Genomic DNA, 3,744 nt, shown 5'->3' on the forward strand with positions numbered 1-3,744 from the left:
ATTCACTGCAAATAAGCTGTAACCCAATTCCAGTCAGGGTTACAGTATTTATAGCCGCAAAAGTGTCCAAAAAATACGAACTTTTTAACCAGACATATATGTACGCTTTTTATGGTTTAATTTGAACTAATACCGTCCGATTAAACCCCTAAAGCTGTTAAACCCAACAGCCCATGTGGCTATGGTGATTTATGCTTATTTGAGAGTCTCCAGCGACAAGCAAGACTTGCACAATCAACGACATGGCATTTTAGAATATGCCAACATACATGCTTTGAGTCCGATCCAGTTCATAGAGGATACCGTTTCTGGGCGGGAAAAATGGGAGTCGCGGGGTGTGGGACTACTACTGACTCAAACAGCGCAAGCCCAAGATGTAGTGATCTTCTCAGAAGTCAGTCGGATGGCACGCTCCACCCTACAAGTATTAGAAATGCTAGAGTGCTGCGTGCGTCGGGGAATCAACGTCCATATCGCCAAACAGGGAATGGTATTGGATGACTCAATGCAAAGCCGAATTACAGCAACGGTTTTAGGCTTGGCAGCAGAAATCGAGCGGGAATTGATTGTCCTGAGAACCACTGAAGCACTAGCCAAGCGTAAAGCTGAGGGGAAAGCGTTAGGGCGACCCAAAGGACGGCAATCTGCACATTTGAAACTAGACACAAGGGAAGCAGAAATTCGCAGCTATTTAGCCAAAGGGATCAGCAAACGCTCAATTGCCAAACTCGTCGATTGCTCTCCTTCCACCCTCTATGATTGGTTGTCACGCAAACATCTCCATCCACGCCACGAGAAACTGGTGGGGAGGTGAAGCGGATGCCAAAGAAACAAATACCAATTGATGCCATCGTAGACTTGCGCCGTCGTCTCGACCAACTACCACCGCGTAGTTCATCTCGTCGAGTCTTAGTCCAGGAAATAGCACAACTGTACGGAATTTCCGAAGATACTGTGTATCGGGCGCTACGAGAGCCTAATTGTGTCCGGTCGGTGCGCCGCGTCGATTGTGATGTACCGCGTATTATCCCTAAAGCCAGACTAGAACGCTACTGTGAAATCATTGCGGCAATTAAAATCCGGACCTCCAACCGCAAAGGTCGCCATTTATCTACCGTACAAGCAATCCGGCTATTGGAAGAAGATGGGATTGACACTGCCGACGGTCATGTGACGGTTCCAGTCGGTTTGCTCAAAGCAACCACCGTCAACCGCTACCTCAAAAAGTGGGGCTATGACCGCGATACCTTATTACGACAACCACCTGCCGTTCGCTTCCAAGCGGAGTATAGCAACTCTTGTTGGCATTTTGATTTGAGTCCCAGCGATCTCAAGCACGTCAAAGCGCCTGCTTGGATAGAGCCAGGGCGCGGACATCCCCTATTGATGCTTTACAGTGTTGTGGATGACCGTAGTGGCGTTGCATATCAGGAATACCACGGTGTTTATGGTGAAGATGTAGAAGCAGCATTGCGGTTTATGTTTGCTGCCATGTCGCCTAAATCGAGTCCAGACCTCCCCTTTCAAGGCATTCCTCAAATGCTGTATATGGATAACGGACCGATTGCCCGTAGCTTGGTGTTTCAAAAGGTGATGGAATACTTGGGCGTGGAGGTACGCACTCACCTGCCAAATGGAAAAGACGGACGAAGAGTGACGGCTCGTGCCAAGGGTAAAGTAGAGCGCCCATTTCGCACTGTCAAGGAGATGCACGAAACTCTTTACCACCTGCATGAACCAGAGACAGAAGCCGAAGCGAATGCTTGGTTGATGCGGTTTTTGCTGCACTACAATAGCCAACCGCATCGCAGCGAACCCCATTCCCGCAGTGAGGACTGGATAGCTAATCTACCAAAAGTAGGAATCCGGCAAATGTGTAGCTGGGAGCGGTTTTGTACATTTGCACGTTCACCCGAACGCCGCAAGGTTGGGATTGATGCTCGCGTTACGGTTGAAGGAGTGGCTTATGAGGTCGAGCCGGATTTGGCTGGTGAAACTGTAGTTCTTTGGTGGGGATTGTTCGATAACGAACTATACGTAGAACACCAAGAACGTCGCTATGGTCCTTTTCTTCCTGTAGATGGTCCAATTCCCCTACATCGCTACCGTAGTTTCAAGAAAACACGAACGCAGAAACGAGCTGACCGAATTGAAGCTTTGGCTAAACAGCTATCTTTGCCACCCAATGCTATTGGTAAGGTAAATCTAGCTGATGAACAACAAAGTCTCCTCGAATTAAAGGTGCAGCCTTTTGTCGATCCCGATCCGTTTCAAGAACTGACTTATCCCACAGTTATTGCGGCAAAACAGGCGATTGCTGAGTATTTGGCACGACCGCTAGCTAAACTTACCCCCGGACAAATAGCTTATATTAACGCAACTTTAGATAGCACTCTAAATAAACAAGTGGTGATGGAAAAAATTCGAGATTTCTTTAATCCCTTGCGAGGTAAGGCTTGAAAACTGGGCAGGCTTCAAAACAAAGCGTAAAGCCTCTATGGTTCATCGAGGGGATAGTAAAGCCTGCCCAGTTTTTCACACGGCTAATTGTTTACCAGGAAGTCACCATGCTGAGTGATGTAATGAATTATTTTGGACTGAAACGAACTTTGGAATATGTAGGTTTTTTTGAGACGGAAGAACAAGCCCATTTATTCAAAGAGCTAAAACCCCTTCTTCGGCAAGGTCGATTAATTGCCATAGCAGGGGTTGTTGGTTGTGGCAAGACGACTACTTTGCAGCGGTTGCAATTAGAATTAGCTTCGGAAAAAGACATAATTATTTCCAAGAGCCTTGCAGTTGACAAAGATAAAGTGACCTTGGGAACTTTAATGGCTGCTTTGTTCTGCGATTTAGCTACAGAAAAAGATGCCAAGCCACCAACCCAACCAGAACAACGCGAACGTAAGCTGTTGGCGTTGATTCAGAAATGCCGTAAACCAGTTGTATTATTGGTGGACGAAGCCCACGACCTTCACAACAGTACGTTAATAAAAATTAAACGCTTGATTGAATTGGTACGCCTCCAGGGTGGCACTCTATCGATATTGTTGGTGGGGCATCCCAAGCTGAAAAATGATTTACGCCGACCATCTTTGGAGGAAATTGGTGCTAGAACAACTGTGTTTAGCCTCGAAGGTATTCGCGGACATCAGACGGAGTTTATTCAGTGGCTTTTAAGTGAATGTATTCACGAAGAATATCTGGTATCCGATCTAGTGACTGATGAAGCAATTGCATTTTTGGCGGAACGATTGACAACCCCGTTACAAATCGAGCATTATTTAAAGCTAGCATTTGAATCTGGGTACAAGGTAGGCACAAAACCAATTACAACCGGAATAATTGAGTCGATTTTAGCTCATGCCATTAACGATCTAGAACCTCGCTTAATTCGGCATGGTTATAATGCCAAAGTGTTAGCAGAATTATTGAATGTGCGGACGGCTGAGGTGAATTCTTTTCTCCACGGTCAATTGCCTCCTGGTCGAACTCAAGATTTGAGAGACCAAATGCTAAAAATGGGAATTCCTGTGTAGAGAGAAATCGAATTTCTACGGGCGAGTTGGATGTGAAAACAGGAAATACCTTATACAGAATTTTTTGCTCTCGAAAGTGTCCAATTTATATATAAATAAATGAATATATATGTCCGGTTAAAAGATTCGTATTTTTTGGACACTTTTGCGGCTATAAATACTGTAACCCTGACTGGAATTGGGTTACAGCTTATTTGCAGTGAAT

At 45.5% G+C, this 3,744-nt stretch carries 3 protein-coding genes; all 3 read left to right on the forward strand.

Features of this window, described 5'->3' with window-relative positions:
* The first annotated feature begins 181 nt into the window (after nucleotides 1-181).
* The 3 genes from DSM107010_RS37250 to DSM107010_RS37260 all read left to right on the forward strand — a co-directional run bounded on the left by DSM107010_RS37250 (nucleotide 182) and on the right by DSM107010_RS37260 (nucleotide 3,539).
* Entirely contained in the window at nucleotides 182-814 is a 633-nt protein-coding gene (locus tag DSM107010_RS37250) for a recombinase family protein (RefSeq protein ID WP_106170745.1), read from the forward strand.
* Between the two features lie 20 nt (nucleotides 815-834).
* Nucleotides 835-2,460, forward strand: coding sequence for an IS481 family transposase (locus tag DSM107010_RS37255; protein WP_106170748.1), 1,626 nt, complete (start codon nucleotides 835-837; stop codon nucleotides 2,458-2,460).
* A 107-nt stretch (nucleotides 2,461-2,567) separates the two neighbouring features.
* Nucleotides 2,568-3,539 carry an AAA family ATPase gene (locus tag DSM107010_RS37260; protein WP_106170751.1) on the forward strand — a complete coding sequence of 324 codons (972 nt, stop codon included), beginning with the start codon at nucleotides 2,568-2,570 and terminating at the stop codon, nucleotides 3,537-3,539.
* The last annotated feature ends 205 nt before the right edge of the window (nucleotides 3,540-3,744 follow it).

It is taken from the genome of Chroococcidiopsis cubana SAG 39.79 (assembly GCF_003991895.1).
Taxonomy (GTDB): Bacteria; Cyanobacteriota; Cyanobacteriia; order Cyanobacteriales; family Chroococcidiopsidaceae; genus Chroococcidiopsis; species Chroococcidiopsis thermalis.

Coding starts and splice junctions, on each gene's coding strand:
- DSM107010_RS37250 (WP_106170745.1), top strand. CDS start 182: ATGGTGATTTATGCTTATTTGAGAGTCTCCAGCGACAAGCAAGACTTG.
- DSM107010_RS37260 (WP_106170751.1), top strand. CDS start 2,568: ATGCTGAGTGATGTAATGAATTATTTTGGACTGAAACGAACTTTGGAA.